The organism is Actinomycetota bacterium (assembly GCA_035697485.1).
Classification (GTDB): domain Bacteria; phylum Actinomycetota; class UBA4738; order UBA4738; family HRBIN12; genus JAOUEA01.
Genome location: DASSCU010000020.1, coordinates 1 through 26,299 on the forward strand (window position 1 = coordinate 1; position 26,299 = coordinate 26,299).

At 68.5% G+C, this 26,299-nt stretch carries 30 protein-coding genes; 27 read left to right on the forward strand and 3 right to left on the reverse strand.

Features of this window, described 5'->3' with window-relative positions:
• The 20 genes from VFI59_05625 to VFI59_05720 form a co-directional block, all read left to right on the forward strand.
• On the forward strand, positions 1 to 356 hold a 356-nt coding region (locus VFI59_05625), incomplete at its 5' end, for a hypothetical protein (GenBank protein ID HET6713173.1).
• A 116-nt stretch (positions 357 to 472) separates the two neighbouring features.
• Positions 473 to 1,165, forward strand: coding sequence for a DUF4397 domain-containing protein (locus tag VFI59_05630; protein ID HET6713174.1), 693 nt, complete (start codon positions 473 to 475; stop codon positions 1,163 to 1,165).
• A gap of 192 nt (positions 1,166 to 1,357) precedes the next feature.
• Positions 1,358 to 2,953 (forward strand): ABC-F family ATP-binding cassette domain-containing protein, encoded by a 1,596-nt coding sequence (locus tag VFI59_05635; protein HET6713175.1) that lies wholly within the window; start codon positions 1,358 to 1,360, stop codon positions 2,951 to 2,953.
• A gap of 76 nt (positions 2,954 to 3,029) precedes the next feature.
• Positions 3,030 to 4,703 (forward strand): amidohydrolase, encoded by a 1,674-nt coding sequence (locus VFI59_05640; GenBank protein HET6713176.1) that lies wholly within the window; start codon positions 3,030 to 3,032, stop codon positions 4,701 to 4,703.
• A 38-nt stretch (positions 4,704 to 4,741) separates the two neighbouring features.
• On the forward strand, positions 4,742 to 5,095 hold the full coding sequence (locus VFI59_05645) for a hypothetical protein (GenBank protein ID HET6713177.1): 354 nt from the start codon (positions 4,742 to 4,744) through the stop codon (positions 5,093 to 5,095).
• Between the two features lie 112 nt (positions 5,096 to 5,207).
• A complete protein-coding gene (locus VFI59_05650; GenBank protein ID HET6713178.1) occupies positions 5,208 to 6,398 on the forward strand; it encodes an aromatic ring-hydroxylating dioxygenase subunit alpha in 1,191 nt (396 codons plus the stop codon).
• Between the two features lie 75 nt (positions 6,399 to 6,473).
• Positions 6,474 to 7,634 (forward strand): glycine cleavage T C-terminal barrel domain-containing protein, encoded by a 1,161-nt coding sequence (locus VFI59_05655; GenBank protein HET6713179.1) that lies wholly within the window; start codon positions 6,474 to 6,476, stop codon positions 7,632 to 7,634.
• A 67-nt stretch (positions 7,635 to 7,701) separates the two neighbouring features.
• Entirely contained in the window at positions 7,702 to 8,958 is a 1,257-nt protein-coding gene (locus VFI59_05660; protein HET6713180.1) for a glycine cleavage T C-terminal barrel domain-containing protein, read from the forward strand.
• A 133-nt stretch (positions 8,959 to 9,091) separates the two neighbouring features.
• A complete protein-coding gene (locus VFI59_05665; GenBank protein ID HET6713181.1) occupies positions 9,092 to 10,225 on the forward strand; it encodes a trypsin-like peptidase domain-containing protein in 1,134 nt (377 codons plus the stop codon).
• A 38-nt stretch (positions 10,226 to 10,263) separates the two neighbouring features.
• Positions 10,264 to 10,464, forward strand: coding sequence for a MoaD/ThiS family protein (locus VFI59_05670; protein ID HET6713182.1), 201 nt, complete (start codon positions 10,264 to 10,266; stop codon positions 10,462 to 10,464).
• Positions 10,461 to 11,459 (forward strand): ATP-binding protein, encoded by a 999-nt coding sequence (locus VFI59_05675; GenBank protein HET6713183.1) that lies wholly within the window; start codon positions 10,461 to 10,463, stop codon positions 11,457 to 11,459. Before VFI59_05670 ends, VFI59_05675 begins: the two co-directional genes overlap by 4 nt.
• The gene (locus VFI59_05680) at positions 11,456 to 12,235 is read left to right on the forward strand and encodes a tRNA (adenine-N1)-methyltransferase (GenBank protein ID HET6713184.1); all 780 of its coding nucleotides are present in this window, start codon (positions 11,456 to 11,458) and stop codon (positions 12,233 to 12,235) included. Before VFI59_05675 ends, VFI59_05680 begins: the two co-directional genes overlap by 4 nt.
• A gap of 198 nt (positions 12,236 to 12,433) precedes the next feature.
• Positions 12,434 to 14,173 carry a proteasome ATPase gene (gene arc / locus VFI59_05685; GenBank protein HET6713185.1) on the forward strand — a complete coding sequence of 580 codons (1,740 nt, stop codon included), beginning with the start codon at positions 12,434 to 12,436 and terminating at the stop codon, positions 14,171 to 14,173.
• Positions 14,174 to 14,182: 9 nt separating this feature from the next.
• A complete protein-coding gene (gene dop / locus VFI59_05690; protein ID HET6713186.1) occupies positions 14,183 to 15,667 on the forward strand; it encodes a depupylase/deamidase Dop in 1,485 nt (494 codons plus the stop codon).
• Positions 15,668 to 15,755: 88 nt separating this feature from the next.
• Positions 15,756 to 15,962, forward strand: a complete 207-nt coding sequence (locus VFI59_05695) for a ubiquitin-like protein Pup (protein ID HET6713187.1) — start codon at positions 15,756 to 15,758, stop codon at positions 15,960 to 15,962.
• Entirely contained in the window at positions 15,959 to 16,759 is an 801-nt protein-coding gene (prcB, locus tag VFI59_05700; protein ID HET6713188.1) for a proteasome subunit beta, read from the forward strand. Before VFI59_05695 ends, prcB begins: the two co-directional genes overlap by 4 nt.
• Positions 16,759 to 17,445, forward strand: coding sequence for a proteasome subunit alpha (gene prcA, locus VFI59_05705; protein ID HET6713189.1), 687 nt, complete (start codon positions 16,759 to 16,761; stop codon positions 17,443 to 17,445). Before prcB ends, prcA begins: the two co-directional genes overlap by 1 nt.
• 49 nt (positions 17,446 to 17,494) lie before the next feature.
• Positions 17,495 to 18,022: a hypothetical protein gene (locus VFI59_05710; protein HET6713190.1), complete on the forward strand. Its 528-nt coding sequence runs from the start codon at positions 17,495 to 17,497 to the stop codon at positions 18,020 to 18,022.
• Positions 18,023 to 18,031: 9 nt separating this feature from the next.
• A complete protein-coding gene (pafA, locus tag VFI59_05715) occupies positions 18,032 to 19,390 on the forward strand; it encodes a Pup--protein ligase (protein ID HET6713191.1) in 1,359 nt (452 codons plus the stop codon).
• On the forward strand, positions 19,390 to 19,674 hold the full coding sequence (locus VFI59_05720) for a hypothetical protein (protein ID HET6713192.1): 285 nt from the start codon (positions 19,390 to 19,392) through the stop codon (positions 19,672 to 19,674). The genes pafA and VFI59_05720 overlap by 1 nt, the downstream gene beginning before the upstream one ends.
• Here the strand turns inward: VFI59_05720 and VFI59_05725 are convergent.
• Genes VFI59_05725 through VFI59_05735 form a run of 3 tightly spaced genes read right to left on the reverse strand, consistent with a single transcriptional unit; the run spans position 19,665 to position 21,543 of the window.
• Positions 19,665 to 20,483: an alpha/beta hydrolase gene (locus VFI59_05725; protein HET6713193.1), complete on the reverse strand. Its 819-nt coding sequence runs from the start codon at positions 20,481 to 20,483 to the stop codon at positions 19,665 to 19,667. The genes VFI59_05720 and VFI59_05725 overlap by 10 nt on opposite strands.
• A gap of 17 nt (positions 20,484 to 20,500) precedes the next feature.
• Positions 20,501 to 20,869: a DUF202 domain-containing protein gene (locus VFI59_05730; protein HET6713194.1), complete on the reverse strand. Its 369-nt coding sequence runs from the start codon at positions 20,867 to 20,869 to the stop codon at positions 20,501 to 20,503.
• Positions 20,870 to 20,895: 26 nt separating this feature from the next.
• Positions 20,896 to 21,543 (reverse strand): hypothetical protein, encoded by a 648-nt coding sequence (locus VFI59_05735; protein ID HET6713195.1) that lies wholly within the window; start codon positions 21,541 to 21,543, stop codon positions 20,896 to 20,898.
• 45 nt (positions 21,544 to 21,588) lie between these two features.
• Here VFI59_05735 and VFI59_05740 point away from each other — a divergent pair, with 45 nt between their 5' ends.
• The 7 genes from VFI59_05740 (at position 21,589) to VFI59_05770 (ending at position 26,294) form a co-directional block, all read left to right on the forward strand.
• A complete protein-coding gene (locus tag VFI59_05740; protein ID HET6713196.1) occupies positions 21,589 to 22,551 on the forward strand; it encodes a WYL domain-containing protein in 963 nt (320 codons plus the stop codon).
• Positions 22,544 to 23,515, forward strand: coding sequence for a WYL domain-containing protein (locus tag VFI59_05745; GenBank protein ID HET6713197.1), 972 nt, complete (start codon positions 22,544 to 22,546; stop codon positions 23,513 to 23,515). The genes VFI59_05740 and VFI59_05745 overlap by 8 nt, the downstream gene beginning before the upstream one ends.
• Before the next feature lie 6 nt (positions 23,516 to 23,521).
• Positions 23,522 to 24,004, forward strand: a complete 483-nt coding sequence (locus VFI59_05750; protein ID HET6713198.1) for a hypothetical protein — start codon at positions 23,522 to 23,524, stop codon at positions 24,002 to 24,004.
• Positions 24,005 to 24,067: 63 nt separating this feature from the next.
• Positions 24,068 to 24,277, forward strand: a complete 210-nt coding sequence (locus VFI59_05755; protein HET6713199.1) for a hypothetical protein — start codon at positions 24,068 to 24,070, stop codon at positions 24,275 to 24,277.
• Positions 24,278 to 24,307: 30 nt separating this feature from the next.
• Positions 24,308 to 24,739: a twin-arginine translocase TatA/TatE family subunit gene (locus VFI59_05760; protein HET6713200.1), complete on the forward strand. Its 432-nt coding sequence runs from the start codon at positions 24,308 to 24,310 to the stop codon at positions 24,737 to 24,739.
• Between the two features lie 10 nt (positions 24,740 to 24,749).
• Positions 24,750 to 25,535 (forward strand): twin-arginine translocase subunit TatC, encoded by a 786-nt coding sequence (gene tatC, locus VFI59_05765; protein ID HET6713201.1) that lies wholly within the window; start codon positions 24,750 to 24,752, stop codon positions 25,533 to 25,535.
• Positions 25,536 to 25,550: 15 nt separating this feature from the next.
• Positions 25,551 to 26,294 (forward strand): hypothetical protein, encoded by a 744-nt coding sequence (locus VFI59_05770; protein HET6713202.1) that lies wholly within the window; start codon positions 25,551 to 25,553, stop codon positions 26,292 to 26,294.
• The last annotated feature ends 5 nt before the right edge of the window (positions 26,295 to 26,299 follow it).

Sequence of the window (26,299 nt, forward strand, 5' to 3'; positions counted from 1 at the left end):
ACCGGGCGTCGGACGGCGGGCAAGTGTGGAAGACCGACACCTCGGGCTCGACCCAGGTGATCACCCAATTCGATTCGTCGACCGTCATCATCGGCGGGCATTTCCAGTGGGTCGCCCAGTCAGGCGGACAGCAGTGCGGCAGCAATCAGAATCCCAACGAGAACTGCTTCCACCAACCTCGGCTCGCGGCACTGGACGCCGGCAACGGACAGGTCGTGACATCGTGGAAGCCGCAGATCTGCTGCAATTACACCGGGGTATGGGGCCTCGCCGTCCAAGGCGGTGCCTTGCACGTCGCCGGGGCGTTCACCAAGGCGGGCGGCCGCGCGCAGTACCACTACGCGCGCTTCTCGTGATTCCGCCGTCGGTCCGCAACTCGGGCCGAGTGGCCGATGTGAACGGGGCGCACGGCCGATAGCATGACGCGCCGGATGCGGATCGCATCCGGACGACGACATGAGGAGGTCGCACCGTGAGGTTCCCTCGTTCCATCTCGGCTGCCGTGATATCGGCGGTCGCAGCCGGCTCGATGCTGATGGCCGGCGCCCCCGTGGCTAGCGCCGGCGGCGCGGGCGAGGCCGTGCTGTATGTGGTGCACGGGATCCCGGGAGTGAAGGTCGACGTCTGCATCGCCGGCCTCGGCGAAGTGGAGTCGGGCATGAAGTACGCGACCCGCTTCCGCGAGGAGCTCGTGCCGAGCACCGCCAAGATCCGGATCCGGGCGGCATCGAAGGGTCAGTGCAAGGGCGCACTCCTCGCGACGGCGTCGGTCCCTCTCGCCGACGGTGACAACGTGACCGCCGTGGCTCGGCTCGAGGCCGGCGACCCGACGATCACGGCGTTCGACAACGACCTGTCCTCGACGCCCGGCGGGGAGTTCCGGATCACCGCCGCGCACATGATGAAGGGCGGCGCGGTCGACGTCTACGTGGGCGATGAGATCGCGATCCCCGCGCTCGCCCGTGGCGACCAGTCCGGCTTCACCCGCGCGGTCGGCCTCTTCACCATCTTCACGACGAGGGCTGGCAAGACCACCCCGATCCTGGGTCCGCGCACCGTGACGAGCGCAACCGAGGGAAGCGCGTACACCTTCGTGATGGTCGGGACGAAGGTCGAGAACAACGCCTTCGTGGTCTTCAAGCAGCCGGTCGTCGCGCCGGCCTGACCCGAACGCCGCATCGGTGGCCGCCGCGGCGGCTCCGCTATAGTCGTCCTGTGCACTAGCGGGACTCCTTCGTCGACAGGGCGCCGATCTCGGCGCTCTGTCGTCGCGCCCACCGGCCGCGAACACCCGAAGGAGCAGTCCGATGCACACCCGGATCCATCCCACCGCCGCCCGTCGCTCCGGAGCGATCTCGTGATCCCGCTCGAGGTGCGAGACCTCGACGTCGAGGCCGGTGGCCTCACGGTGGTCAGCGACCTCTCCTTCACCTTGTGGCCAGGCGAGAAGATGGGCGTGGTCGGCCGGAACGGAGCCGGGAAGACCAGCACGCTCCGGGTCATCGCGGGAGAGCAGCCGGCCGCCGGAGGTTCGGTCGTGCGTCGTGGCGCGGTCGGGTACCTACGCCAGGACCCCCGTCAACACCGGGAGAGCGACGACATGCCGGCACTCCGGTACGTGCTGGAGGCTCGCGACCTCGTCGACCTGGCGACCCGGCTCGAGAAGGCCCGCCTCGCGCTCGAGGAGGAGCCCTCCGACCGACGCGTCGCCAGCTTCGCCGCGCTCGAGGACGAGTACCGATCCACGGGGGGCTACCGGGCGGAGTCGGAGGTTCGTTCGATCGCGTCCGGCCTCGGCCTCGCCCAGGATCGCCTCTCCCTGCCGGTGCGAGCCCTCTCGGGTGGCGAACGCCGACGACTCGAGCTCACGCGCATCCTGTTCGGCGGCTCGGACCTGCTGATGCTCGACGAGCCGACGAACCACCTCGACGCGGACGCGAAGACGTGGCTGATGAAGTTCCTCGCCGGCTACGGCGGAGCCCTGCTCGTCGTCAGCCATGATCTCGGCCTGCTCGACGCATCGATCACGCGCATCATGCACCTGGGCCGCGACGGCATCGTCGAATACCGGGGCACCTACTCGCAGTACCGAGCGGCGCGGGCCCGCGACGAGGCGCGGCTGACGACGTTGGCCGAGCGGCAGGAACAGGAGATCCGGCGCCTTCGAGCACTCGCGGACTCGATGCGCGGGCAGACTCAACGCCGGGCGCGCACCGCGAAGTCGATGGACACACGCCGGGAGAAGCTGGAGGCCGCGCGCATCACGGCTCCCACACACGAGCGCAGCCTGCGGGTCCGCTTCCCCGAGCCGCCTCACTGTGGAGCGACCGTGCTCACGGTGGAAGGGCTGAACAAGTCCTACGGGCAGACCCTTGTCTTCGAGGACGTCTCGTTCGACGTCGGACGTGGGCAGCGCCTGCTGGTCATGGGGCTGAACGGCGCCGGCAAGACCACGCTGTTGCGGATCCTCACCGGGCAGACCGAGCCCGACGCGGGCACCTTCCAATTCGGATACGACGTCGTTCCCGGCTACTACGCGCAGGAACACGAAGGGATCACCGACGGGGTCGACGTGCTCTCACACATGAAGGCATCCTCGCCCGCCGACGACCAACAGCTCCGCTCGCTGCTCGGTATGTTCGGCCTGACCGGCTCGATCGCGTTCCAGGATGCCGGCACGCTCTCGGGCGGCGAGAAGACGAAGCTCGCGCTGGCGCAGCTCGTCGCGGGACGCAAGAACCTGTTGCTGCTCGACGAGCCGACGAACAACCTCGATCCGCCCTCGCGAACGGCGATCGCCCAGGCGCTGCAAGGATGGCCCGGCGCGATGATCATCGTGAGCCACGATCCCGAGTTCGTCCAGGCGTTGGCGCCCGAGCGGGTCCTGATGATGCCCGAAGCGGCGCTCGGGTACTGGGACGACGACCTCCTCGACCTCGTGTCGCTCGCCTGAGACCGCGATCCGTGGTCTCGACATCCCCCACGGGATATCCTCCGCGCAGCATCCGAGCAGGGAGGGAACGCACCCGATGAGCACGAGCGGGAACGCCGATCTTGCCTTCGTGAACGGGGCCGTCTACACGGTCGATGCGGCCCGTTCGTGGGCCCGCGCGGTCGCGGTTCGCGGCGGGCGCATCGTCGGCGTCGGCACCGACGATGACATCAGGGCACACGTCGGCCCGGCGACCGAGGTCGTCGACCTCTCCGGCAGGATGCTCGTGCCCGGCTTCCAGGATGCGCACGTCCATCCGGTGGGCGGGGGCCTCGACATGCTCCAGTGCGACCTGCACGACCTCTCGACCGAGGAGGAGTACCTGCTCGCGATCAAGACGTACGCCGAGGAGCACCCGGAGCGCGAGTGGATCCTGGGCGGCGGGTGGTCGATGGACGTCTTCCCGGGAGGCACGCCCACCAAGGAGCTGCTCGACGCGCTGGTGCCCAACCGATTCGTGTACCTCCCCAACCGCGACGGCCACAGCACTTGGGTCAACTCCAGCGCCCTCGAGCAGGCGGGCATCACGAGGGACACGCCGGACCCTGCCGATGGGCGGATCGAGCGAACCGACGACGGGGAACCTTCCGGGACCCTCCACGAGGGAGCGGCCGAGCTCGTCGGGCGCCACGCCCCCGCGCCCACGGGCGAGGAGATGGCCGAGGCGCTGCTCAAGGGCCAGGAGTATCTCCATTCACTAGGCATCACGGCGTGGCAGGACGCGATCGTCGACGACCACCAGAACTTCGGCAGCAACTATCGGACGTACGTCGACGCGGCGGGCCGCGGCGACCTCACGGCCCGTGTGGTGGGGGCCCTGTGGTGGGATCGCCACCGAGGGGCGGAGCAGATCGAGGCGTTCGTGGACATGCGCGAACGCGGCCGCATCGGCCGGTTCTCCCCCACGAGCATCAAGATCATGCAGGACGGCGTCTGCGAGAACTTCACGGCCGCCGTCATCGACCCCTACCTCGATGCCCACGGCGAGTCGACCGGGAATCGAGGCATCTCGTTCGTGGACCCGGAGGCGTTGAAGGGCTACGTCACCGAGCTCGACCGGCTCGGCTTCCAGGTGCACTACCACGCCCTCGCCGAGCGGGCCGTGCGCGAAGCCCTCGATGCGATCGAGGCCGCGCTGGCCGCGAACGGTGCGAGCGACAACCGGCACCACCTCGCGCATATCCAGGTCGTCCACCCCGACGACATCCCGCGGTTCCGACGCCTGCACGCCGTTGCGAACGCGCAGCCGCTCTGGGCGGCCCACGAGTCGCAGATGGACGACTTGACGATCCCGTTCCTCGGCGAACCTCGGTGGCGGTGGCAGTACCCGTTCGCGAGCCTGGTGCGCGCGGGGGCGACGCTCGCGATGGGCAGCGATTGGAGCGTGTCGAGCCCCGATCCTCTCGAAGAGATCCACGTCGCGGTGAACCGCCGGATGCCCCCGTCCTACCCGCACAAGGTCGAGCGCCACGACGTCTTCATCCCCGACGAGCGCCTCGACCTCGCGACGGCGCTCGCGGCGTTCACGATGGGCTCGGCCTACGTGAACCACCTCGACGACACGACGGGCTCGATCGAGGTGGGCAAGTTCGCCGACCTCACCGTGATCGACCGGAACCCCTTCGAGCACCCGGTCGAAGAGATCGCCGACGCGACGGTCGAGCAGACGTTCGTGGAGGGGGAGCGCGTGTTCGAGGCGGTGGGGTCATGAACGGACCTCGGAGGGAGGGTCAGGTGGGGAGAGGATGGATGCGGACGAGCGTGCTCCCTGCCGCGTTGGCGGCGACGTCATCGGTCGGATCCGTGGGTGCCTCCGCGAGCGCCGAGCGAGGCCTCACCTACGAGTGCCGCCTCGTGGCGACGAAGCTCGGTGAGGAGATCTCGGTCGCGCTGCGCCTCGTGACGAACCAGGCTCGTGACGATTGGCGGGTCCGGCTCTACCACGATGGGGAGCGGATCTTCTCCAAGATCCGGACCACCAACGCACAGGGCAACCTCAAGGTGGTTCGCATCGTCCCCAACCTGCCGCGACGTGACGAACTCTCAGCCTGGTCACGGCACCTCGAGTCAGGTGCTGTCTGTGAGGTCGATTCCCGCATCTAGATCCGGCTGGCGTGGCTGACCCGAGGTCGAGCGGAGGTCCGCGCCGTCGGGAGCCCCGATGCTAGCCTCGGCTCTCCGCAATCGATCGTCTGCTCCCGGAGGCCACACCGTCATGTCGACGAGCCCGATCGCCCCTGAGCTCCTGCGTCCCGTGCTGGCGCCGACGCTCGGCCGTGCCCGGACCCTGCCCGCCGAGGCGTACGTCTCCCGGTCGGTGTTCGACTGGGAGGCGGAGCATCTCTTCGAGCGAGGATGGGTCTGCGTGGGCCGCGCCGACGAGCTCGCGAACCCGGGCGATCAGCAGGCGTTTCGCATCGGGTCCGAGGGCGTCCTCGTCGTGCGCGACCTCGACGGCGCCCTCCGGGGCTTCTACAACACGTGCCGCCACCGGGGGCACGAGCTGCTCGAGCCGGGAGCGACCAGGACCCTCCGTGCGATCAAGTGTCCGTACCACGCGTGGGTCTACCAGCTGGACGGCTCGCTCGGCGCCGCGCCACGGTTCGGTGACCTCGACGGCTTCGACAAGTCCGAGTACCCGCTGATCGCGGCGCGCATCGCGGAGTGGCGCGGCTGGGTTTTCGTGAACGCCGACGGTACCGCACCCGCGCTCGATCGGGTCGTCGGCAACCTCGACGAGCTGATCGCGCCGTGGGAGACGGAGCGGCTCTTCACCGCGGAGACCCACGCCTACGAGGTCGCCGCCAACTGGAAGACGATCACCGAGAACTACCACGAGTGTTACCACTGTCCGTCGATCCACCCGGCCCTCTGCGACGTGACGCCGGTCGACTCCGGTCAGAACTTCGCCCACGACGGGCTCTGGGTCGGCGGGAACATGGAGCTCAAGGACTTCGCGCAGACGATGTCGCTCACGGGCGAGTCGGGCGGCGTGCCGATCCGAGGGCTCGACGAACGCCAGCGGCGGGAGGTCTACTACTTCGGCCTCTTCCCGAACCTGTTGATCAGCCTGCACCCCGACTACGTGATGACCCACCGCATCGAGCCGCTCGGCCCCTCACGCACGAGGATCGAGTGCCAGTGGCTCTTCCCACCCGAGGCGACGGAGCGAGCGGACTTCAGCCCGGCGTACGCGAGCGAGTTCTGGGACATCACGAACCGCGAGGACTGGCTCGCCTGCGAGTCGCTGTCGCGGGGGCTGCAGAGCCAGGGCTTCCACCAGGGTCCGTTCGCCTGGAGCGAAGACGAGGTGCACATCTTCATGGCGATGGTCGCCCAGGCCTACGTCGACGGCCACGCGAGCCGTCCTCCGCAGGTGCACGAGCCCGACACGGCCGACGCCTGACCCCCGGACAGCGAGCGGTCAGCCGGCGGGCGCGGTTCGACATACCATCGCCCAACCAAATCGGAGGGAGCAACCATGGCAGAGCCGTTCGACATGTCCCTGGTGCAGCGGGGCGCCCGCAACCGCCGAACCCCCTACTACGAGGCCACTCAGCGCTACGGTCCCAAGGGGTTCACCGTCTATAACCACATGTACTTCCCGATCCGGTTCGACACCTTCGAGGCGGAGTTCGACGCACTGCTGAACGCCGTCACCCTCTGGGACGTCTCGGTCGAACGGTGCCTCGAGATCTCGGGACCCGACGGGTTCACGTTCGCCCAGCTGCTCACCCCTCGCGATCTCTCGAAGTGCGCGGTCGGCCAGGCGAAATACGTGCTGATCTGCGACAGCGACGGCGGCATCATCAACGACCCTGTGCTCACGCGCATGGACGAGAACACGTTCTGGTTCGCGCTCGCGTCGAGCGATGCGCTGCTCTTCGCGCGTGGGCTGAGGAACGCCTACCCGGACCTCGACGTCACAATCCAGGAAGCCGACGTGGCGCCGCTCCAGGTGCAAGGCCCCCGATCCAAGGACCTGATGGTCAAGCTGCTCGGCGAGGACATCCTCGACCTCAGATACTACTTCTGGATGCATGCGGAGATCGCCGGAGTCCCCGTGGTAGTCACACGCACGGGATGGACGTCGGAGGTCGGCTACGAGGTGTACACGACCGACACCGCGCGGGGGAACGACGTCTACGAGGCGATCATGGCCGCCGGGCAAGAGTTCGGGATCGTCCCGACGGGGCCGAGCGACATCCGCCGCATCGAGGGCGCGATCTTCAACTGGGGCGCCGATATGACCTACGAGAACAACGCGATCGAGATGGGCCTGGATCGGTTGATCGACTGGGACACCCTCGACGACGCCGCGTGCATCTCCTTGGCGGCGCTCCGCCGGATCCGCGACGCGGGGGTGAAGCGCCGCATCGTCGGCATCGAGATCGACGGCGACCCGTTCCCCGCGCTGAACAACGTGAAGTGGTCGGTCTCGTCGGGGGAGCGGGTCGTGGGCAAGGTCACCTCGGCCATCCACTCGCCTCGGCTCGGTGCGAACATCGGGTTCGCCTGGGTCCCGACCGAGCTCTCAACGCTCGGCACGGAGCTCGGCGTGTCGTCGGAGTGGGGTGAACGGGTTGCCACTGTGGTCGACATGCCGTTCGTCGACCCCAAGAAGCAGATCCCGGTCTCGTAACCCCCACATTGACCATCCGTTCAGCGTCGCCGCGCTGGCCGAAGCCCAGCGTCGGCTTGCGTGGGACGTGCGCCTGAACGATGATTCAATCTGGCGGCCGGGCACCGAGCCCGGCCCACACCACGAACGGGAGATCGGCACGATGGTGAACGAGCGCCAGGAGATGCTGGAGAAGAGCGCGACCCTGTACTTCGGTCCTTGGTACCGGCAGTCGCCGTTCTTCAACGCGACCCGTCGGGCGGGATGCACGTCGTACGACATCTACAACCACATGTACCTGCCCGCCTATTACGACGACCCCGAGGTCGAGTACTGGGCGCTCGCGAACGGGGTCACGATGTGGGATGTCGGCGTCGAACGCACCATCGAGGTCAGCGGACCCGACGCCGACCGCCTGATCGACATGATCACGTGTCGCGACCTCACGAAGTGCGCCGTCAAGCAGGGCAAGTACATGCTCGTGACCGCGCCCGACGGCTCGATCGTGAACGATCCGGTGCTCCTGCACGTGGCTGAGGGCCGGTGGTGGATGCAGCTCGCCGACTCCGATGCCGGCTTGTACGCACTCGGCGTCGCCGCGTCGAGCGGTCTGGATGCGACGGTCTCGACCCCCGACGTGCATCCGATGCAGGTGCAGGGTCCCATGGCCGCCAAGACCCTCGAGAAGCTCGTCGGCCCCGCGATCTACGACATCAAGTACTACTGGATCGAGGAGTTCGACGTCGACGGCATCCCGGTCGTGATCAGCCGCACGGGCTGGACGGCGATCCCGGGCTTCGAGGTGAACCTGCTCGACTACGACAAGGGTGACGAGCTCTGGGACCGCATCGCGGCGGCGGGGGAGGAGTTCGACATCCGCCCGATCGCGCCCTGCGAGGGACGCCGCCTCGAGGCGGGCATCTTCAACTACGGCTCGGACATCCGACTGGGTGACACCCCGTTCCACGTGATGGGACTCGAGCGCCTCGTCGAGGAACAGCCGCAGGACTACATCGGGAAGGTGGCTCTCGAGGAGTTGCGCGCGAAGGGGGTCGACCGGAAGCTGGTGGGCATCGAGCTCGACGGCGACGAGTTGCGTGCCGAGATGTCCGAGTACTGGACCGTGTCATCGGATGGGAAGCCGGTCGGTCACATGACAGACGCGATCTGGTCGCCGGGCCTGAAGAAGAACATCGGCTACGTGTGGGTGCCGATCGCCCTCGCGGAGCCCGGGAACCGACTCGACGTCGAGACCGAGGACGGGGACCACATCGTCGGCACCACGGCCGCGATCCCGTTCGTCGATCCCCGGAAGGAGAAGCCCGCCGGGTCACTTGCCTCGTAAACCCAGCGCGGCGTCGCGACGCTCATGGGAACACCATCGTCACATCTCAGCGTTCTCCCAGCTGAACCCCCTACCGTCGGGGTAGCGAACCACGACATGTGAACCCGATACCCTCGAAGTGGGAGGACCCTCGATGAGACGAACGATGATCGTGTTGGTCGCGGTGCTCGCCGTGACCGCGAGCGCCTGCTCCGTGTCCCTCGGTGATGACGCGTCCACGGGTGACAGCGCCACCGGACTGAACAGCGCGACCTCGACGGAGCCGATCGACGCCGGCAAGGAACCCGTCGCGGCGGTCGTCGATCGTGTCTTGCCAGCGGTCGTGAACGTCACGACCGACGTGTACCAGGCCGACGGCAGCTCCGGGCAGGGCGTCGGCACCGGCTTCATCGTCCGCGACGACGGCGTGATCGTCACGAACTGCCACGTCGTCGAAGGAGGGTCCCGCCTCACGGTCTTCCTCTCCGACCAGGACCGCACCGAGTACGAGGCGCGGCTGATCGGCGCCGACTGCCTCAACGACCTCGCCGTGCTGGACATCGACGAGCAGGGCCTGCCGACGGTGCCGCTCGGTGACTCCGAGGGACTTCGACTCGGCCAGCGCGTCGTCGCGCTCGGGTACGCGCTCGGACTCGAAGGGGGCCCGACCGTGACGACCGGGATCGTCTCGTCGCTCGATCGCACGATCGAGGCGCAGGACCCCAACTGCCGGGCGTGCGAGATCCAGCAGACCCCGCAGGGAGAGGTGCCGGTGCGTACCTACCCGAGCGTGATCCAGACCGACGCTGCGATCAACCCCGGCAACTCGGGCGGCCCGCTCGTCGACATGGCCGGCAACGTCGTGGGCATCAACTCCGCGGGCAACGGCCAGGCGGAGAACATCGGGTTCGCGATCAAGATCGACTTCGTGCGCGACACGATCATGTCGTCGATCGAGGAGCCGCTCGCGGCGACCGGCTACCTCGGGGTCTCCACGACCGAGCTCACCTCCGATCTCAGGTTCCAGCAGGGCATCGACGTCGAGACAGGAGCGTTCGTGGTGGGCACGCTCGCCGACGGCCCCGCCGACGACGTCGGCATCGGCGAAGGGGACGTGATCGTCTCGATCGACGGTCAGGCGATCGCCTCGCCCGAGGACCTCGGCACCGTGCTCGATGGACTCGCCCCGGGCGACCGCGTGTCGGTCGAGTTGGTCGAGGCCGACGGCGGCACGCGCACCGTCGAGGTCGAGCTCGCCGCTCGGCCCCTGCCCGTCGAGATCCCATAGCAACCCCTTCACGGGACCCGTGCGTTAGCCTGGGCCCCGTGAAGGTCAAGCTGCGCAACCCCGACCGTCAGGTCGACCTCCCCGGAGGACGCCCGATCCGCGAGGTACTCGACGAGCTCGGCATCGACGGAGACACCGTGCTCGTGATCCGCGACGGCGAGCTCGTCACCCGGCACGAGCAGGTGGGCGACGACGACGAGCTCGAGGTCCGTCCGGTGATCTCCGGGGGGTCCCGGTGAGGTGCAAGCGCTGCCGAGGGCCGGCGGTCGTCGAGGTGCGCCGGCACAACGCTGCCTTCTGCAAAGAGTGCTTCCCCGGGGTCTTCACCGAGCAGGTGCGCAAGGCGATCCGGCGTTTCGAGATGTTCGGGCGAGACGACCGCGTGCTGGTGGCCGTCTCCGGCGGGAAGGACTCGCTCGCCCTGTGGGACGTCCTGCTCGACCTCGGCTACGACGCGACCGGGCTCTACCTCGGGCTCGGCATCGGGGAGTACTCGGACCGCTCGCACGACGCCACCGAGGCCTTCGCCCGGGAGCGCGGCGCCGAGCTGCGCGTGGTCGACCTGGCCGACGAGTACGGGTACGACATCCCCACGGCCGGCCGTGAGGGATCGCGTTCAACCTGCGCGGTCTGCGGCCTGTCGAAGCGCTACGCGTTCAATGCGGCGGCGCTCGACGGGGACTTCGACGTGATCGCGACCGGCCACAACCTCGACGACGAGGCGGCCACGCTGCTCGGCAACACCCTGCGGTGGAACACCGATTTCATCGCGCGCCAGTCGCCGCTGCTCCCCGGCAGGGACGGCTTCGTGAAGAAGGTGAAGCCCCTCCATCGCCTGAGCGAGCTCGAGACGGCCGCCTTCGCGTTCCTGCGAGGGATCGACTACGTGGTCGAGGAGTGCCCCCTCGTCGCGGGGAACACCCAGCTCCGGTACAAGGAGGCGATGAACGCGATCGAGGCCACCTCGCCGGGCACGAAGGCGCAGTTCTTCCTCGGCTACCTCGACCGGGGCATGCCCTTGTTCGCGCAGGACGACGTGGTGCTGCGACCGTGCGAGTCGTGCGGGCACCCGACGACCGGCAGGTTCTGTGCGTTCTGTCGTGCCAGGGCGCAGGTCCTCGACCGGCGGCTGGAAGGGCCGGGCATCGAGGAGGTCCCCGACGAAGACCGCGACGTCGCCCGCTCGTTGTCCGACGAGGTCATGCCGGTCGAGATCTACGGACGCACGACATGAGCGGGCCGTTCGAGGCGGGAGAACGCGTCGTCCTGATCGACCAGCGCGACCGCACCTACCTCGTCCACCTCGCGACCGGCGCCACGTTCCACACGCACAGTGGGACCCTGGAGCACGACGCGGTGATCGGCGCCGTCGAAGGCACGCGACTCGAGACCTCGCGGGGCATGGTGCTGGTGGCGTACCGCCCGAGGTTCGCCGACTTCGTGCTGAAGATGCCGCGAGGCGCTCAGGTGGTCTACCCGAAGGACGTGGGTCCGATCGTGACCTACGCGGACATCTTCCCCGGGGCGCGCGTGCTCGAGGCAGGCAGCGGCTCGGGCGCGCTCACGATCGCCCTGTGCCGGGCCGTGGGCGACGCGGGCCGCGTCGTCTCGTATGAGCTCAGGGACGAGCATCGAGAGAAAGCGGTCGCGAACGTCGAGGCGTTCTACGGGAAGATGCCTGATGTCGTCGAGCTTCGACGGGGAGACCTTGCCGAGGTCGCCATGACCGGGGAGCGCTACGAGCGGGCCGTGCTCGACATGCCGGAGCCGTGGGGGCCGCTGCCGGCCCTCCGCCAAGTGCTCGAGCCGGGGGGCATCGTCTGTGCCTACTTGCCCACGACCGTGCAGGTGCAGCAGTTCGTGCTGGCGTTGCCCGGCAACGGCTTCCAGCACATCGAGACGTTCGAGACATTGAAGCGAGGATGGCACGTCACCGAGCGCAGCGTACGACCCGATCACCGCATGGTGGGGCACACCGGCTTCCTCACCATCGCACGCCGCGAGGCGTGACACCATCGCACGCCGCGAGGCCTGCGACCCCTTCGTCTGCACACGTCGACTCGACCTCGGGTCAGAACTACCCTGGATTGGGCATTACACGTTCGACGAGAACTTCCGTATGAGTAGAGAGGAAGCATGCGCGACGCTCCACGGGAACGTGGGGGGCCGGGGGTACCATCCGTCTCTACCCCGCTGGAGGTGACACCCATGGCGGATCGAGAGCAGGTCGAACGGTACGACGCACAGGTGCAGGAGCTTCGAGGCCAGGTGAAGTTCCTGGAGGAAGAGGTCGGACTGCTGCGCCGTCGGCTGACGAACGCCCCCCGCCAGGTCACCGTGCTCGAGGAGAAGCTCGTCGAGGCCCGCCAGCAGCTCGACCGAGCCGTCTCCCAGAACCAGAAGCTCGCCGACGCGCTGCGCGCCGAGCGCGACCGGATCGAGGCCCTCGCCGAGGAGGTCGAGAAGCTCTCGCAGCCACCTGCGTCGTTCGGCGTCTACCTCGCGAGCAACGACGACGGCTCGATCGACGTGTTCACGGCCGGCCGCAAGATGCGCGTGATGCCCGCTCCCGACATCGACGAGCGCGCGTTCCGCCCCGGCGTGCAGGTCGTGCTGAACGAATCCCTCAACGTCGTCGAGGTGCTCGAGCCCGATCGCGCCGGCGAGGTGGTGAAGGTCAAGGACCGCCTGGGTGACGACCGGGTGATCGTCGTCGGACGGGGCGACGAGGAGTACGTGGCCCACCTCGCGGGCCAGCTCCTCTCGACCCACGTGCGCGCGGGCGACAACGTCCTGTTCGACGGCCGCGCCGGCGTGGCCACCGAGCTCCTCCCGAAGGAAGAGGTCGAGGAACTCGTGCTCGAGGAGATTCCCGACGTGAGCTACGAGGACATCGGCGGTCTCGAGGGGCAGATCGACTCGATCCGAGACGCGGTCGAGCTGCCGTTCCTGTACGCGGAGCTGTTCGCCGAGCACGAGCTCGAGGCGCCCAAGGGCGTGCTGCTGTACGGACCCCCGGGCTGCGGCAAGACGTTGATCGCGAAGGCGGTCGCGAAGTCGCTCGCCGAGAAGGTCGCCGAACGCACCGGACGCTCCGACGCGCGGAGCTACTTCCTGAACGTCAAGGGTCCCGAACTGCTGAACAAGTACGTGGGGGAGACCGAGCGACAGATCCGGGAGATCTTCATCCGCGCCAAGGAGCGCAGCGAGGAAGGCCTCCCCGTCATCGTCTTCTTCGACGAGATGGACTCCATCTTCCGCACCCGTGGCACCGGCATCTCGAGCGACGTCGAGTCGACGATCGTGCCGCAGCTGCTGAGCGAGCTCGACGGCGTCGAGACGCTCAAGAACGTGATCGTGATCGGTGCGTCGAACCGCGAGGACCTGATCGACCCGGCGATCCTGCGCCCGGGGCGGCTCGACGTGAAGATCAAGATCGAGCGGCCGAACCAGCAGCAGGCGTCCGACATCATGTCGAAGTACCTGCATCCGGTCGTGCCGATCCACCCCGACGAGGTTTCCCGCTACGGCGGCGACCCGCAGCAGGCGTGCTTCCGCATGATCGAGAAGACGGTCGAGCAGATGTACGAACCGAACGATCGGAACCGGTTCCTGGAAGTCACCTACGCGAGCGGCGACAAGGAGATCCTGTACTTCAAGGACTTCAACTCGGGCGCGATGATCGAGAACATCGTTCGCCGCGCGAAGAAGGACGCGATCAAGCGCTTCCTGTCGATGGGCGACAAGGGCATCAGAACCGAGGACCTGCTGACCGCGATCCGCGACGAGTTCAAGGAGAACGAGGACCTTCCGAACACGACGAATCCCGACGACTGGGCGCGTATCTCGGGCAAGAAGGGCGAGCGCATCGTGTACGTGCGCACGCTGCTCGGCCACGACGGCGACGGCCGACAGGTCGAACGCGTGAACGCCGGGCAGTACCTGTAAGGTGGCCGCGTGGCCATCCCCAAGGTCTTCGGGACCGAGACGGAATACGGCATCGCCGCGGCCGGGGCACCCGACTTCAACCCGGTCCTCTCGTCTTCGCTGCTGATCTCGACTTACGCTGGATCGCTTCGACGCATCCGCTGGGACTACGAGCAGGAGTCGCCGCTGCGCGACGCCCGCGGGTTCGAGCCCGTGCCCGCCCGCGAGGGCAGCGACGAAGACCTCGGACTCGCGAACGTGATCCTGCCGAACGGCGCCCGGTACTACGTCGACCACGCGCATCCCGAGTACTCAACCCCGGAATGCATCACGCCGCGGGAGCTCGTCGTGCACGACAAGGCGGGGGAGCGCATCCTCGAACGGTCCCTGCACGAGGTCGCCCGGTCGATGCCCAGCGCTCCGCCGCTCTCGATCTACAAGAACAACTCCGACGGCAAGGGCAACAGCTACGGCACCCACGAGAACTACCTCGTCGACCGCGCGACGCCTTTCGGCGACATCGTCCGCGACCTCACGCCGTTCTTCGTGACCCGCATCGCCTTCACGGGCGGCGGGAAGGTGGGGGCCGAGGCGCCCTGGGACGAGCGCAGTCGAGCGATCTACCAGCTCACCCAGCGAGCGGACTTCTTCGAGACCGAGGTGGGTCTCGAGACCACCCTCAAGCGGCCGATCATCAACACCCGGGACGAACCGCATGCCGACCCCGAGCGGTATCGACGGCTGCACGTGATCGTCGGCGACGCGAACCTCTGTGAGATCGCCACGTTCCTCAAGATCGGGACCACCGCGATCGTGTTGAAGATGATCGAGGACCGGTTCCTGCCGGATCTCTCGATCGCCAACCCGGTGCAAGCCCTGCACGAGATCTCCCGCGACCTCACCTGCCGACACGAGATCGGCCTCGCCGACGGCCGCAGGGTCAACGCGGTTCAGCTGCAGTGGGAGTACCTGGAGCACGCCAAGAAGTACGTCGAACGCGAGGACGACACCCCCGAACACCGCGAGGTGCTCGATCGCTGGGAGGCCGTGCTCACGGCGCTCGAGACCGACCCGCATTCGCTGCATCGCGAGCTGGATTGGGTGGCCAAGCATCGACTGCTGCAGGCCTACCGCGATCGCGACGGCCTGGAATGGAACGATCCGAAGCTCCGCGCGATCGACCTGCAGTACCACGACGTGCGACGCGACAAGGGCCTCTACTACCGCTTGGAGGCGACCGGCAAGGTGGATCGGCTCACGACCGACGTTGAGGTCGATGCCGCGGTGATGGAACCGCCGATCGACACCCGCGCGTACTTCCGCGGCCGGTGCATCGACAAGTACCCCGACGCGATCGCCGCCGCCTCGTGGGACTCGCTCATCGTCGACACCGGTGCTGATGCCTTGCAGCGCATCCCTATGCGTGAGCCGCTCCGAGGTACGAAGGCGCACGTCGAGGACCTGTTGGCGGCGTGCGACGACGCGGCCTCGCTGGTGGCCGCGCTGCAGGGCTGATCCGGGCCGACGGGACGCTCCGGCTTCAGCCCTAGGTCGGTCGTTCCGAAACCCCCGGTAGGATAGGTCGCACGAAAGGAGCCGTGCCGTGCCCCAGGAGCAGGAGCAGAAGAAGGTCCAGCGCAAGGGCGGCGGTGGCGACGAAAGCGACGCCGACGCCGGCCAGGTGCAGTCGTCGTCGAAGGCTGCCGAGCTCAAGGAGGAGATGGACGACATCCTCGACGAGATCGACTCGGTGCTCGAGGAAAACGCCGAGGAGTTCGTGAAGAGCTACGTGCAGAAGGGCGGGGAGTGACCGACCACATCCTGCCCCTGTCGGGCGCGTCGTTCGGCGCGAACCCGAGCTTCGTCGACCTGCTCCGGGACGCCCGCCCCGAGGCGCTCGCCCACCTGCATCAGACCGTCACGGCCGAAGCCGCGGCCGGCGTGGCGCACGGAACGACCGTGTTGGGGCTGATCTACGCCGACGGCGTGCTCGTGGCCGGCGACCGGCGAGCGACTGCCGGCTACACGATCGCCGACGAAACGATGCGGAAGGTCTTCTCCGCCGACGACTACTCTGCGATCGCGATCGCCGGCGCCGCAGGCATGGCGGTCGAGATGGTCCGGCTGTTCCAGCTCGAACTCGAGCACTACGAGAAGCTCACCGGCGACCGCCTCTCGTTGGAAGGCAAGGCGAACCGGCTCGCACAGCTGATCCGGCAGAACTTCCCGCTCGCGATGCAGGGGCTCGTGGTGGTGCCGCTGTTCGGCGGCTTCGACGAGCGTCGTGACGCGGGACGACTCTTCTACTACGACGCGACCGGTGGTCGCTGGGAAGAGGACGACTACCAGGCCACGGGGTCGGGCAGCCAGCCCGCGAAGAACTCGCTGAAGAAGCGCTGGCGTGAAGGGCTCACGCGTCGCGAGGCGATCGAAGTCGCCGTCGAGGCGCTGCTCGACGCCTCCGAGGACGACGTCGCGACCGGGGGGCCCAGCGTCCACCGCCGCATCTTCCCGCTCGCCCTCGCCGTGACCGCGTCGGGGGCCGACGAGGTGCCCGAGGCCGAGGTCGAGGCGGCCGTCGACGCGATCCTCGAGGTGCGCGGCTGATGTCCTTCATGCCGTACGTCGCGCCCGAGCAGATGATGAAGGACCGGTCGGAGTACGCCCACAAGGGCATCGCACGCGGTCGCTCAGTGATCGGCCTCGAGTACGGCGACGGGCTGTTGTTCATCGCCGAGAACCCGAGCGCCACGCTGCATAAGATCAGCGAGATCTACGATCACATCGCGTTCGCCGGGGTCGGCAAGTACAGCGAGTTCGAGGACCTGCGCATCGCCGGCATCCGCCTCGCCGACCTCCGCGGCTTCTCCTACGGCAGGGAAGACGTGAAGGCCCGCGATCTGGCCAACGCCTACAGCCAGGCGCTCTCGAACATCTTCACGCAGCAGATGAAGCCGTACGAGGTCGAGATCCTGGTGGGCGAGGTCGACGGTGACGCGTCGGGCACCGCGATCTACCACATCCTGTTCGACGGCTCGGTCACCGACGAGCACGAGTTCGTCGCGATCGGGGGTCACGCCGACGACCTGATGGAATCGCTCCGCGGACGGTTCACGGCCGGCTGGGACCTCGCGACGGCCGTCAAGACGGCCGTGGAGGTGCTGGGTTCCCCGGAGAGCCGAACGATCGAGGCCGATGCGATCGAGGCCGGAGTACTCGACCGCACGCGATCGCACCGGCGCAAGTTCCGGCGCCTCGAGGAGCCGGAGATCGCCGGGCTGCTGGCCGGCTGAGGCTGGACACACCACCCCGTCGGACGCACGATCGTCCAAGGGAGGTTCGATGCGTCAGCGTTCGACGGTGAGGGCCATGATCACGCTGGTGGCGATCGGCCTCTCAGCGACCTCCCTGGGTTACGTCGCGGGCCGAGCTCCGAGAGGAGGCGCGCGGGTCACGGCGATCGACGCGCTCGCCGTCGGGATGGGGGTGGGACTGCTCGTCGGCACCATCGCCTCGGTGATCGTCGTGTGGGCGAGTCGTCGATCCCGCGACCCCCTGGTCTGTCGGGGCATCTCGCGTGGCGTATGGGCCGCCTCAACCGTCTCGTTCGTGTTGGTCCTGAGCATCAGCGGGGGAGAGCCACCGGCGACGTTCCCCGGGCTGGCGGCCCTGGCGGGGGTCTGGACCATGGGCTGCTGCGCGGCGCTCGCGGCGGCGTGGGTCGGAGCCGTCGTGGTGCCGGAGCACTGGGCGGCACGATCCGACCTCCTTCCGGAGGCCAGCTCGGCACTCCTGCGTGCGTGGCCCTCGGTCGCGACCGAGGACCGCGACGACAGGCGTCCTCCCGGCGTTCCCACCGGCGCGGCGTAGGCTTTTCGGGTGGATCGGCGCATCTTCGGGCTCGAGAACGAGTACGGCGTCACCTGCACCTTCCGTGGGCAGCGGCGCCTGTCACCGGATGAGGTCGCCCGGTACCTGTTCCGCAGGGTCGTGCACTGGGGACGCTCGTCCAACGTCTTCCTCGAGAACGGCGCCCGGCTCTACCTCGACGTCGGCTCGCATCCCGAATACGCGACACCCGAATGTGACGTCGTCAAGGAGGTCGTCGCGCACGACAAGGCGGGGGAGCGCATCCTCGAAGCGCTGCTCGGAGCGGCGGAGATGCGTCTGCACGAGGAGGGCATCTCCGGCCAGGTCTACCTGTTCAAGAACAACACCGACTCGGCGGGCAACAGCTACGGCTGCCACGAGAACTACCTCGTCGGGCGCCACGGCGAGTTCGCACGCATGGCCGACGTGCTGATCCCGTTCTTCGTGACCCGCCAGATCTGGTGCGGAGCGGGAAAGGTGCTCCACGGCCCCCGCGGCGCGCAATACTGCATCGCGCAGCGAGCCGAGCACATCTGGGAGGGCGTCTCGAGCGCGACGACCCGCTCGCGTCCGATCATCAACACCCGCGACGAGCCGCACGCCGACGCGGAGCGGTTCCGGCGCCTGCACGTGATCGTCGGGGATTCGAACATGAGCGAGTGGACGACGTTCATGAAGGTCGGCATCACCGACCTCGTGCTCCGTATGGTCGAGAGCAACACCGTGATGCGCGACCTCTCGCTCGAGAACCCGATCCGCGCGATCCGCGAGATCAGCCACGACACGTCGTGTACGCGCACGGTGAAGCTCGCGAACGGTCGGGAGCTGTCCGCGATCGAGATGCAGGTCGAGTATTACGAGAAGACCGAACGCTTCGTGGAACGCCGGGGGGCCGACGAGATCTCGAAGGTGCTCCTGCGCGAGTGGCGTGAGGCGCTCGACGCGTTGATCGACGGCGAGCCCGAGCGGCTCGTTCGCAAGGTCGACTGGGTGACGAAGCGCATGATGATCGAGCGGTACATGGCCAAGCACGACCTCGCGCTGGCCTCGCCTCGCGTCGCCCTGCTCGATCTCAGCTACCACGACGTGAACCGCACGCGCGGCCTCTACTACCTGCTCGAGAAGGCCGGGAAGGTCGAGCGGGTCGTCACCGACGCCCAGGTGAATCTGGCGATGCGCGAACCTCCACAGACCACCAGGGCCAAGCTCCGCGGCGACTTCATCAAGCAGGCGAAGGCGAAGCGACGCGACTACACGGTCGACTGGGTACACCTCAAGCTGAACGACCAGGCGCAGCGCACCGTGCTCTGCAAGGACCCGTTCCGCAGCGTCGATGAACGCGTGGAGCAGCTGATCGCCCACATGTGATGAACCTGCTCGAGTCGGCGCTGTGGCTGGCGGGTGAGGTCTTCTTCAGACTGGGTCTCGACCGCGGCCCGGGGACCCTCGGACGGCGTGCGCGCGGATGGACGACGGTCTTCGAGGGGTCCGAGGACGACGCTCATCGACTCGCCGGCCGCATCTTGAAGTCCCACCTGCCCTGCGGGATCCACCGAACCGGTCCACGCCGGTCCGAGGTGGTGGTTCGCCACGAGCACCGTGAGCAGGCGGCCGCATCGGCCGAGACGCTCGGGCTCGACGCTCAGACGTAACGGCGGATCAGGTCCTCGATGAATGGGTTCAGCGTCTCGTGCGCATGCCCGTAGATCGAGCCGTGGCCCATGCCCTCGAACAGGTGGTACTCGCCGTTGCCGGCCAACCCGGCGAGCTCGAGGCCGTCCTGCGGGGGCGCCTGCACGTCCTCGGTGAACGCGATCACGTGCACTGGCACCTCGCACGTCGGAAGCGCTGCGCGCTGATCGAAGCGCAGCGAGGCGTCCCACTGCGGGATCAACGACGTCTCGTTCTCGCCGGAGTCCATCCAGGCGAGCAGCTGGTCCCGCAGCCTCGGCCACAGCTCCCGGTCGCCGAGCACCCGAGCCGGGTAGAGCATCGCGGCGTAGTGAGTGGCGCCCATCAGCCCGTCGAGACGCCCTCCCTCCCTTCGGAACTCGATCTCGGCCTCCTGGAAGTCCCACCCCCACCCGGTGCACCAGGCCCCCGTCCCCATCACCACCGCGCACCGGACGAGCTCGGGGAAGTCGATGCAGACCTGCTGGGCGATCGCCGATCCGAAGGAGAGTCCGACGAGCGCCACGGGTGGTTCGCACACCGCGCGAATCAGCTCCGCCGCATCGCGAGCGAAGTCCTCGATCGGCCACGGCATCGGCCGATCGCACGTCGTGCGGCCGATGCCACGGTTGTCGAACGTCGTGTTACGGAAGGAGCGCTCGAAGTGCGGCATCTGGTACGGGTGCCAGTCGCTCCCGGGGCTGCCACCGCCCGCCACCCAGACCACGTCGGGTCCCACGCCGAACCGCTCGTAGTGGATCGTCGCGCCCGATCCCCGGAACGTCGGCACGGCGCGCCAGCCGCCCCTCAGACCCCGGACAGCAGCGTCGCGACCGTCGCAACGCCGAGCACGAGTCCGGCTCCGCCCAGGACCAGGACGACCCAGAGCGGCAGGGGAGCGAACCCGCCGGTGGCGAGGTGCCGTTCCACCACCCGCTGCCTGATCGCGCCGTAGACCATCAGGAAGATGCCGAGCAGGCCGTAGCCGAGGCCGAGCAGACGGTAGAACCCCTGGTCTTCATCGAGCAGGACCGGCAACAGCCGGCCGACCGCCAGGCTCACGGCGATCGACGCCAACCCGGAGCGCAGCCAGGCCAGGAACGTGCGTTCCTCCGCGAGGAACGTGCGCCGGGTGGCATCGATCGCGGGGTCCGTTTCCGGGTCGGCGGCCGTCACGGGGTGCATCGTGACACATGGCGCCGTCAGCGCCAGCGACGGTTCCCTGCGGCGATCCTTCCAGCGAGCACACCCGTGGCCGCGGCCGCGAGCGCGTGGAGCGAGGGGGCGGGCGTTCCCCGGCCGTCGAGCCCGGGGCGCGGGTCGACCTCGACCACGTGATGCGAGGCGAAGAGCCCCAGTTCAGCGACGACCGCTCGCACCTCGGCGCGCCCGGGACCGTCGAGCGAAGGGAACGCGATATCGAGATCCACCCAGCAAGCCTCGAATATCCGCCGCGCCGATGGAGGATCGTCGAACGGCACCACGGGGAGGGGCCGGCCACGGAGCGCCCGGGAAACGACCAGCGTCTCCGTCACCTCGTCGATGGCCACGGCCACGGTCAGGACCTCCGCTTCCGCAGCGGCGTCGAGCAGTCGCCGGCCGAGCCGGTCACCGGACCCGAGACGGACGGGCGAGACCGATGCCCGGCCCGCCCGCTCGGCGGCCGCGCCTGCCGTGGGCTCGAGCGCGGCTGAGGTGAGCACGATCACCGGCGTGTTCCGCAACCAGCCCGGGTCGATCTCGCCGACGGGCCGGCCGAGCGGCACCACGACCTCCCTGGTCTCGACCCCGACGACGACCTCGGAGGCCGCCTCCACCGAGCCGTCGGGAAGCCGGCGGGTGCGGATCATGCGGGTGCTCGGTCGCTCGGCATCGCGAGGCTATGATGCCCGACGATGACGGGCGAGGAACGTATGGAGCCGCTGGAGCGGCTGCTGAACCTCGTCGGCCTGCTCCTCGAGACGTCAACCCCGCTCACCTTCGAGCAGATCCGGGAGACCCTCGACGCCTACCGTGCCGACAAGGTCGACAGCGCCAAGCGCATGTTCGAACGGGACAAGGACCAGCTCCGCGAGTTCGGCATCCCGCTGCAGCTCGTCGACACCGACGTCTGGGGCACCGAGCAGGGGTACATCATCCCGAAGGACGAGTACTACCTCCCCGAGATCGCGTTCACTCCTGAGGAGCTCGGTGCGCTGCTCGTGGCGGCGCAGAGCGGGGGAGAGAACACCCGGGCGGAACAAGCAGCGCGCAAGCTCCTCTACGGCGCCGACGGAGGGGTGCTCGCCGGCCTCGCGGGGGGACCGCTAGCTTCGGGCTCCGATGCCCGCAGCGCCCTCGTGATCGACTGCGCCGAGGCCGCCCAGCGGCGGCGGCGCGTCAGCTTCGGATACCGGACGTCGGACGGCCGGGAGAACCGGCGCGTCATCGCCGCCTACGCCATGGTCTTCCGTGGGGGACATTGGTACCTGGTCGGCCACGACGAGGATCGCGACGACGTGCGGGCCTTCCGCCTCTCGCGCTTCACCAGCGACATCGACGATCTCGGCGAGGGCGGCCCCCCGCCCGAGGGGTTCCGGGCCGCCGACCATGTGCAGGCCGGGCCCTGGGCGGCGGCCGCAGAAGACCATGCCGAGGTCGCGTTCTCGCCCGACGTGGCCTGGTGGGCCGTGGGGTCGTTCGCGGGGGCGAGAAGGATCGACGTCGACGACGAGGGGTGGGTGATGGTCGAGGTGCCGATGGGCGACCCGGACCTGCTCGCGGCGCTCATCCTGCAGTTCGGTCCGGACGCCGTCGTGCGCGCACCCGACCCGTTGCGCGACGAAGTCGTCGGACGGCTGGAGGCGATCCTTGCCTGAGGGTCGGCGCGCCAGCCCGCCCAGGACGGCCGACCGCCTGGGTCGCATGCTCGTGATCGTGCCGTACCTGGTGCGGCACCCGGGCACGTCCCTGGGCGACGTGGCGCGACTCTACGACGTGAAGCCGGAACAGCTCCGGCGCGATCTCGATCTGCTCTTCATGTCGGGCCTCCCGCCGTACGGCCCGGGCGACCTGATCGACGTGGAGGTCGATGAGGACGACCACGTCTGGATCACGATGGCGGACCACTTCTCCCGCCCACTGCGTCTGAGCCGACAGGAGGCCCTGGCGATCACCTTGCGCTCGGCCGAGCTGCTCGCGACGCCCGGCCTCCCGGAGGCACCGGCCCTCGCGAGCGCGGTGCAGAAGCTCCGGGACGCGCTCGGCCCCGACACCGTGGGCACCGACGAAGCGATCGCGACCGCTGAAGCGGGCCGCCCAGCGGAACACCTCGATGCCCTGCGACGGGCGGCCAGAAACCACGAGCGCATCACGATCGAGTACTTCGCGGGTTCGACGGGCGCGTGGACCACCCGCGACGTCGAGCCCGAGGAGGTCTTCTCCGCGATGGGCAACTGGTACGTCGCGGCCTGGGACGTCGGAGCCGACGACGAACGGCTGTTCAGGGCCGATCGTATCCGGGCCGTCACCGGTACCGGGCATCGGTTCGAGGTGCGCGGTCTCGAGGGCGCCGGACGCGCCCTGTACACGCCGACCGGCGGCGAGGTTCCGGTGCGTCTGCTGCTGAGGCCGGGTGCCCGGTGGATCGCCGAGTACTACGTCACCGACGACCCGCGTGAACTCGACGATGGATCGCTCGAGGTCACGCTGCCCTCTGCACGGCTCGGGTGGGTCGCAGGACTCCTGCTCCGGGTCGGACCCGACGCGGAGATCCTGTCGCCGCCCGAGGCTACCGAGGCGCTCGAGGACCTCGCGCGGCGCACGTTCGCGCGGTATCGCTGACGAGGGGTGGACCGCGCCGCCGCCGGCGCTCGTGGGGCTGTCGCGATTTACCCCGAGTTGGGTAGGCCCATCACCCCGGCAGGTCTCAAGGCTCGCCCGGCGAGGGCCGATAGCTCCCGTGAGATGACAACGATCCGGACAACGTGCCCCAGGTGTGGCGAGGTGGACATGGGTCCCGAGGCGATCATGCTCTCGGTGCGACAGAGCGGCCGCGAAGGCAGCTACCGGTTCACCTGCCCCAGCTGCGCCGACGACGTGGAGAAGCGCGCCGACCGCAAGATCGTGGCGTTGCTGGTCTCGGCAGGGGTGGACATCGAGCAGTCAGAGAGCGACCAGATGCTCTTCGACGACGAAGCGGGCGATGAGGTCGGACGACCGATCCCCCAGGGCCCGGTCTTCTCGATCGACGACGTGATCGAGTTCCACTATCTGCTGGAGGACGACCGCTACATCGAGGAGTTCCTGGCCTCGAGCGGCGGCGGCGCCTGACCGGTCCCATCGCGAGTCGCTCTGGCCGCCGAGCCAGCTTCGCCCTCGTGTAGCATCGCCGCCGTGGGTACCTGGCTCCTCGTCTGGTTCGCGATCGGCATCGTGTCGACGGTCGCCGTCATCGCGTTCCTGATCGCGTTGATCCGCCACCTCTTGGTTCTCGGACGGACGGCGAGGCGCATGCAGGACGAGGTCGCGCCGATCGTGCAGGAGATCTCCGCCGAGGGCGCCCGCGCGAGCGATCGCGCATCCCGCCTGGGTCCTCAACGATAGGATGAGATCCGGGCGCACGCCCTTCCAGACATGCTCAACATCGGACCGCCGGAGCTCATCCTCATCTTCGTGATCGCCCTCGTGATCGTGGGCCCGCAGCGGCTGCCCGAGCTCGGGCGCACGATCGGCAAGGGCCTCCGCGAGTTCCGGAAGATGCAGGACGAGGTGAAGGACCTCGTGAACACGGGCATGGGCGAGGAGTTCAAGCAGACGGCGGCCGAACTGCGACGCACCGCGTCCGACCTGAAGAGCGCGGCCGATGTGCGATCGGCGTTCGACACCGACACGCCACGCACCCGCCCCCACAGCCGGGCCCGCGACGACGACGATACGACGACCACCGAGCCCGACATCGACGGGCCGCAGCCGGAGACTGACCTGCCGGAGACTGACCTGCCGGAGCCCACCACCACGCCACCGACCTCACCCGTCGACACCGACGACACCGGAACCGACGAGTGAGGCTCGCCGCATGCGGCTGATCCCGAGGTTCCTCCGCAGGTCGGAGGCAGAGCGCACCGGCACGATGTCGGTGATGGAGCACCTCGAGGAGCTCCGTCGGCGCATCGTGATCGCGTTCTTCGCGATCCTCGCGGGGGCGGTGGTCGGCTGGTTCCTGTACCCGTACGTGCTGGAGCTGCTGCGAGACCCGTTCTGCCAGTACCTGCGCGACAACCCTGAGGTGCGACCGCCTGCGGGTTGCGATCTGGTCTTCAACAGTCCCGTCGACGCCTTCCTCACGAAGCTGAAGATGGTCGGGTTCCTCGGCCTGATCGTGGCGTTGCCCGTCGTGCTCTACCAGCTGTGGGCGTTCATCGTGCCGGGTCTGACGAGCCGGGAGAAGCGATGGTCGATCCCGTTCATCGTCTCCTCCACGCTCCTGTTCATCGCCGGCGCGGCGTTCGCGATCTGGACGCTGCCCAGGGCCCTCGAGTTCCTGCTCGGGTTCGGCGGCGAGGCCATCGTGCCCCTGATCACGTTCGATCGGTACATCGGGTTCGTCACCCTCGTCACGCTCGCGTTCGGCGTGTCGTTCCTGTTCCCGGTGATCCTGGTCTTCCTGGAGGCGGTCGGCGTGCTCTCGTGGCAGCTGCTCGCGTCCTGGCGGCGCTGGGCGATCCTCGGCATCTCGGTCTTCGCGGCGGTGATCACGCCCAGCGGCGACCCGTACACGATGTTCGCGATGATGATCCCGATGTACGTGTTCTACGAGGCCTCTATCATCATCGGCCGGATCATGAAGCGTTCCCGCACCTGAGACGAGGACGACGAGATGGCGATCAAGGGAAAGAGGAAGCCGAAGCAACGGTCCGCGCCGCGCGCGCCCAGGCGTGAGCCCGTGGCCCCGCCAACACCCTTCCTGCGACGTCGGTGGGTGCAGCTCACCGCCGGATTCCTCGTTGGCGTCTTCGCGATGATCGTGTTCGTGTGGGTGACCAACAGCCTGCGCACCGACGATGCCGAGGCTGAGGCGACCGGCGATGCGGCGAAGCGGCGCGCGGCGGCCACCGCGTACCAACAGGCGGTACGCGGCGCCTACGGCGAGGTCGGCGTCGTCGACCCGGGCCTGCCTCCCACGATCTTCGCCGACATGAACGCGGCGCTCGACGCCATGGCTCGAGGGAACCCGCCACCCGGCGCCGAGGCGACCTTCCAGCAGGCCGCCGCCGATGCTGCGAAGGCTCGGAAGGAGCTCGCAGCGTTCGACGTCTCCGCCACGATCGCCGACCAGGGGTTCGATGCGATCGCCGCTGCCTCCTTCACGGGGTCGGCCGAGACCCTCGAGCAGGTGCTCGATCGGTACCGGCAGGCCGCCGAGGTGGCGGCCGCCGCCGCCGCGAGCGAGGGCACCGATGCCCAACGGCTCGCCGAGATCGCGGTGGACCTTCGCGACACCGCTCAGGAGCAGTTGACCGAGGGCTGGACGGAGTACCTCCAGTCCCTCAGGGCAGGCGGGGTGCCCGAGGCGCCGACCACCGGCGGCATCGTGCCCGAGCTGCCGGGCGGCGGGGGATAGGCCGG

Coding starts and splice junctions, on each gene's coding strand:
- VFI59_05655 (HET6713179.1), top strand. CDS start 6,474: ATGGCAGAGCCGTTCGACATGTCCCTGGTGCAGCGGGGCGCCCGCAAC.
- VFI59_05645 (HET6713177.1), top strand. CDS start 4,742: ATGCGGACGAGCGTGCTCCCTGCCGCGTTGGCGGCGACGTCATCGGTC.
- prcA (HET6713189.1), top strand. CDS start 16,759: ATGTCCTTCATGCCGTACGTCGCGCCCGAGCAGATGATGAAGGACCGG.
- VFI59_05760 (HET6713200.1), top strand. CDS start 24,308: ATGCTCAACATCGGACCGCCGGAGCTCATCCTCATCTTCGTGATCGCC.
- VFI59_05770 (HET6713202.1), top strand. CDS start 25,551: ATGGCGATCAAGGGAAAGAGGAAGCCGAAGCAACGGTCCGCGCCGCGC.
- VFI59_05650 (HET6713178.1), top strand. CDS start 5,208: ATGTCGACGAGCCCGATCGCCCCTGAGCTCCTGCGTCCCGTGCTGGCG.
- VFI59_05740 (HET6713196.1), top strand. CDS start 21,589: ATGACGGGCGAGGAACGTATGGAGCCGCTGGAGCGGCTGCTGAACCTC.
- VFI59_05720 (HET6713192.1), top strand. CDS start 19,390: ATGAACCTGCTCGAGTCGGCGCTGTGGCTGGCGGGTGAGGTCTTCTTC.
- VFI59_05735 (HET6713195.1), bottom strand. CDS start 21,543: ATGATCCGCACCCGCCGGCTTCCCGACGGCTCGGTGGAGGCGGCCTCC.
- VFI59_05665 (HET6713181.1), top strand. CDS start 9,092: ATGAGACGAACGATGATCGTGTTGGTCGCGGTGCTCGCCGTGACCGCG.
- tatC (HET6713201.1), top strand. CDS start 24,750: ATGCGGCTGATCCCGAGGTTCCTCCGCAGGTCGGAGGCAGAGCGCACC.
- VFI59_05680 (HET6713184.1), top strand. CDS start 11,456: ATGAGCGGGCCGTTCGAGGCGGGAGAACGCGTCGTCCTGATCGACCAG.
- arc (HET6713185.1), top strand. CDS start 12,434: ATGGCGGATCGAGAGCAGGTCGAACGGTACGACGCACAGGTGCAGGAG.
- VFI59_05640 (HET6713176.1), top strand. CDS start 3,030: ATGAGCACGAGCGGGAACGCCGATCTTGCCTTCGTGAACGGGGCCGTC.
- VFI59_05710 (HET6713190.1), top strand. CDS start 17,495: ATGCGTCAGCGTTCGACGGTGAGGGCCATGATCACGCTGGTGGCGATC.